This window comes from Methanophagales archaeon (assembly GCA_021159465.1).
Classification (GTDB): domain Archaea; phylum Halobacteriota; class Syntropharchaeia; order Alkanophagales; family Methanospirareceae; genus G60ANME1.
The window spans coordinates 1-4,656 of the sequence record JAGGRR010000080.1; the positions used below are offsets into that span (position 1 = coordinate 1).

The window sequence follows — 4,656 nt, forward strand, 5'->3', positions numbered from 1 at the left end:
TATCCTCTCTCCATTTTCAACCGTTCCAATCCAGAGAAGGAAAAGGAATTTTATAAAGGCTTAGTGAAGAGTTTAAAGGCAATACTTGAAAATTGGGAGAAATATAAGCCGATCAGAGGCATGATAGAGCATATATTCAAATTAGCGGAAAATACTTTCTCTTTAAACAATTTGCATCGCTATACGAAGCGTTCAGTCAAAAAATTCGTCTGTTTGCATGTACTTTTGGTAGGGATAGTGGTTTCGTTGGGTATTAACCCAAAGGAGGAATTACAGAAGATTGCTGACTGGTAGTTGGTGGAGGGGGCTGTAACCGTTATTGCAAGAATATCGCATGGAAAGTCTTAAAGTAAAGGGTAGCTATGCAAATACAGAGGAAGAAAAAATGGAAGAAAAAATAGGGATGCCCCTGATTGGGGAGGAATTTCCGGATATGGAAGTACAGACGACACATGGAAAGAAGAAACTGCCAGAGGAGTATAAGGGCAAATGGTTTGTCCTGTTCAGTCATCCTGCTGATTTTACGCCCGTATGCACGACCGAGTTTGTGGCGTTTCAAAGACGATTTGAAGAGTTTAAAAAGCTGGGCTGCGAATTGATAGGATTGAGCATAGACCAGGTATTCAGCCACCTGAAATGGGTGGAATGGATAAAGGAGAACCTGGGCGAGGAGATAAAGTTTCCAATTATTGCGGACGATACAGGCAGAGTGGCAAAGCTGCTGGGGCTCATCCATCCAAACAAGGGAACAAATACAGTTAGAGCTGTATTTGCCGTTGACCCAGATGGAATCATAAGAGCCATGATTTATTATCCACAGGAGCTTGGTAGGAACATGGATGAAATATTGCGAATGGTACGCGGTCTTCAAACCAGCGATGAACACGGTGTTGCGATACCTGCAAATTGGCCTGATAACGAGTTAATTGGTGATGAGGTGATAATTCCACCGGCATCGGATGAGCAAACCGCGAAAGAACGAGTCAAGCAATACGAATGCTTTGACTGGTGGTTCTGTCACAAGAAGCTGGACATGATGGAGGAAGGTAAATAACATGCTAAGCGAGAAGATGCAGGATGCATTGAATGGGCAGCTCAACAAGGAGATGTATTCTGCGTATCTCTATCTGGCGATGTCGGCATACAGCACGTATATCGGGCTGAAAGGGTTTGCCAACTGGTTCATGGTTCAGTACCAGGAGGAGATGATGCACGCGATGAAAATCTACGATTATATTAATGACCAGGGCGGACAGGTAAAGCTTATGGCGATTGAGCAGCCGTTGACCGAATTTGAGTCACCCATGGATATGTTTGAGAAGACATTGGAGCATGAGAAGTTCATCACGAAGAGCATAAATGAACTTGTTGACCTCGCAATTGCCGAGAAGGACCACGCTACGAACATCTTTCTTCAATGGTTCGTTACTGAACAGATAGAAGAAGAGAGTAACGACAAAGATATTATCGCCAGGTTGAAACTCATAGGAAAAGACGGTAATGGGTTACTCATGCTTGACAAGGAACTGGCAGCACGTGTATTTACACCACCTGCGACTGCTGAGGGGATTTGAACAAAATGGCAAACGCGATAATAATTTATGAATCCCGTTCAGGCAACACGGAAATGATGGCAAAAGCTATCGTAGCTGGACTGGAAGAGGCAGGCGTAGACGTTGAATTGAAAAGGGCTGTACGTGCAAAGGCTGATGACCTCAAAGACATGGATGCGGTGGTCCTCGGCTCGCCGACGTATGTTCGCAGTTTGATAGCGGCAATGAAGACGTTTCTTTTTGAGATGGAGAAAGCGGACCTGAAAGGAAAGGTTGGTGCGGCATTCGGGTCTTACGGCTGGAGCGGCGAATCAATTGAGATACTGACAGAAACGATGAAGAATCTCGCGGGGATGAACGTGATAGAACCAGGACTGAGAATAAAAGGCAGACCAACCGAACAAGGCTTGAAGGAATGCCGGGAGTTCGGCAAGAAAATTGCCGAGAAGATAAAATAAGGATAAGGATGTGAGTGAAGAATGTCAAAATGGAAATGTACCGTATGTGGGTATATCTATGATGAGGAAGAGGAGGGTACGAAGTTTGAGGATTTACCCGATGATTGGGTATGCCCTGCGTGTGGTGTGGGCAAAGAAGTGTTTGAGAAGGAGGATTAAATGAGCCTTGGAAGAGAATTAAAACCGAACATTTACGCAGTAGGAGCAATTGACTGGGACCGGCGATTATTTGACGAACTAATTCCGCTACCAGATGGAACGAGTTATAATTCCTATTTGATAAAAGGAAGTGAGAAGACAGCTTTGATAGACACGGTTGACCCGACCATGATGGATGTACTGGTAAGAAACCTTAGAGGTCTTGAAGTTGGCGGTATAGATTATGTCGTTGCCAATCACGCCGAGCAGGACCATTCGGGCTCATTACCAAAAATACTCGATTTATATCCCGGTGCTAAGGTGGTTTGCACACCGAAATGTAAGGACTTGCTTATGGATCTGCTCTTAATACCTGAGGATAAGTTCATAACCGTGGCTGACGGGGAGACCCTGTCACTGGGCAACAAGACACTGGAGTTCATCCATGCACCGTGGGTTCACTGGCCAGAGACGATGCTGACATATCTGAGAGAAGACCACGTGATTTTCACCTGCGATTTCCTTGGCTCGCATCTGGCAACCAGCGGCCTGTTTGTGACCGACGAGGCGAGGGTCTATGAGGCAGCCAAGCGATACTATGCGGAGATTATGATGCCTTTCCGGACAACAATCAGGAAAAATTTAGAGCGGATAAAAAGTTTGGAGATAGAGATAATCGCACCAAGTCATGGTCCCGCTTATGATAAGCCCGAATTTATTCTCAATGCTTACAGGGACTGGACTTCTGACGCAGTGAAGAATGAGGTGATTATCCCCTACATCTCGATGCACGGTAGCACGAAGAAGATGGTGGATTACTTCACAGAGGCGTTGATTGACCGAGGAATAACAGTAAAGCAGTTCAATCTGTCAGAACCTGATATCGGGAAACTGGCGATGGCATTGGTAGATGCTGCTACGGTTGTGCTCGGGTCTCCAACAGTTCTGGTCGGACCACACCCGAAAGTCGTTTATGCCGCCTGTCTTGCAAATGCCCTGAGACCAAAACTGAAGTTCGCATCTATCATCGGGTCTTATGGTTGGGGTGGCAGGATGGTAGAACAACTTACGGGAATGTTACCCAATTTGAAGTTGGAAATACTGGAGCCGGTTGTGATTAAAGGAGTCCCGAAAGAAGCGGATTTTGGTGCTCTGGACAGATTAGCTGATGAAATTATGAACAAGCATAAGGAGCTGGGTTAACCCTACTCCCTTTACCTTTTCTTCCGTAAGATGAAAGGGGGAGGGTTGTAAATGTCTCATGTCTCAGATAGATATTAAGTTTGAAGAGTATAAATCGCTACGTTCCAGCATTGACATGCACTTAAAACAGATTAACGAAATTCTCGCTATTATGGTAGCAGCGACAAGTGCACTTCTAGGATATGGACTCCACTCAGAAGTACCTTGGATATTTTTAACCCCTTTACCGATAATACTTTCTTATGCGTATTTAATCCGAACACAAATGGAAGAAGTATTGAGAAAAGGTGCTTATATAATGATCAAATATGAAAATGAATTGGAGTACATAGGATGGGAATCTACGCTCTATGAAGTTAGAAGATCTTCAAAAGAAGATAAAAAACAAGAAGAGGATAAAAAATGGAAAATGCTGGAAAGAATAATATCCACATGGAAGGACGCAGCGACAGATTCCAAAGCTATATTTCTAATCGCTATGATTTTAAATCTCATCTGCATTGTGTGTTTTTCTTATTTTATGTATGTTTATTACGATTTTATTATTTTTGTTATTTCTATTATTTCTATTATTTTTGTTTTCTTTCTATCTTTAAGCATGGTGTTGAGAAGGGTATTAGAAGCATACACCTATGATGAAGAAAAACGTTATGTAGAAAAGTTTAACAAAGCAATTAATGAGGTAAAGAATAAGAGGGGATAATTAAACCTCTTGGCGTGGTATTTCCAATTCTTTTACCTATATTTCGCACTTTATTGTATATTTTGTAAACCTTTAAAAGAAGGAGAATTAGAAATAAAAGAGGAGCATAAAAATGTTCCGTGTCCGCGTTTTCCAGCACTTATTTCGCTTAAGATAACATTTTGGTACCCTCGTTATCCACTTGTAGCTCTCAGAAATCTCTCCCAGATTCTTTAACCCCCACCAAAATGTCACCATCCAGCAAGCCTTTGTAGGCTTTCTTTATCCCTAAAACCAAAAGAAATGGCAATGCCAATCAAAACGACACCAGGGGAACTGATCTTTGTCACAGAGGACAGAGTAAATCTAAAAGCCAACGGCTTTAAAGAGTAGTATTCTATGGCTAAAACAAGTTTCATACCGATATAATAGCCTTTGGACCTGGAATAAGCCCATTTATAGTCCTATAGTCCTTATCTTTTAAATCTTCACTCTTATACTTCTTTCTGAACCCGTTAATATCCACCGTCAAATTGGTGGTATCTCCAATTATTATCGTTTTTACGCTCTTTCGCTTTCCACAAACGGCGTTTACGGTTCTCAACACCATATCTACAAACTG

The 4,656-nt window shown here is 42.6% G+C and carries 7 protein-coding genes and 1 pseudogene; 7 read left to right on the top strand and 1 reads right to left on the bottom strand.

Annotated features, from left to right (window positions below):
- The 7 genes from J7J01_04270 to J7J01_04300 form a co-directional block, all read left to right on the top strand.
- A partial coding sequence (locus J7J01_04270) for an IS5/IS1182 family transposase (GenBank protein MCD6210098.1) occupies positions 1-294 on the top strand: 294 nt, incomplete at its 5' end.
- A gap of 91 nt (positions 295-385) precedes the next feature.
- Positions 386-1,054 carry a peroxiredoxin gene (locus tag J7J01_04275; protein ID MCD6210099.1) on the top strand — a complete coding sequence of 223 codons (669 nt, stop codon included), beginning with the start codon at positions 386-388 and terminating at the stop codon, positions 1,052-1,054.
- Position 1,055: 1 nt separating this feature from the next.
- Entirely contained in the window at positions 1,056-1,574 is a 519-nt protein-coding gene (locus tag J7J01_04280) for a ferritin (protein ID MCD6210100.1), read from the top strand.
- A 5-nt stretch (positions 1,575-1,579) separates the two neighbouring features.
- The gene (locus tag J7J01_04285; protein MCD6210101.1) at positions 1,580-2,011 is read left to right on the top strand and encodes an FprA family A-type flavoprotein; all 432 of its coding nucleotides are present in this window, start codon (positions 1,580-1,582) and stop codon (positions 2,009-2,011) included.
- A 21-nt stretch (positions 2,012-2,032) separates the two neighbouring features.
- Positions 2,033-2,170 (top strand): rubredoxin, encoded by a 138-nt coding sequence (locus J7J01_04290; protein ID MCD6210102.1) that lies wholly within the window; start codon positions 2,033-2,035, stop codon positions 2,168-2,170.
- On the top strand, positions 2,171-3,352 hold the full coding sequence (locus tag J7J01_04295) for an FprA family A-type flavoprotein (GenBank protein ID MCD6210103.1): 1,182 nt from the start codon (positions 2,171-2,173) through the stop codon (positions 3,350-3,352).
- A gap of 58 nt (positions 3,353-3,410) precedes the next feature.
- Complete coding sequence (locus tag J7J01_04300) at positions 3,411-4,055, top strand: hypothetical protein (GenBank protein MCD6210104.1); 645 nt, start codon at positions 3,411-3,413, stop codon at positions 4,053-4,055.
- A gap of 230 nt (positions 4,056-4,285) precedes the next feature.
- Here the strand turns inward: J7J01_04300 and J7J01_04305 are convergent.
- Positions 4,286-4,656 (bottom strand): annotated as a pseudogene (locus J7J01_04305) (hypothetical protein).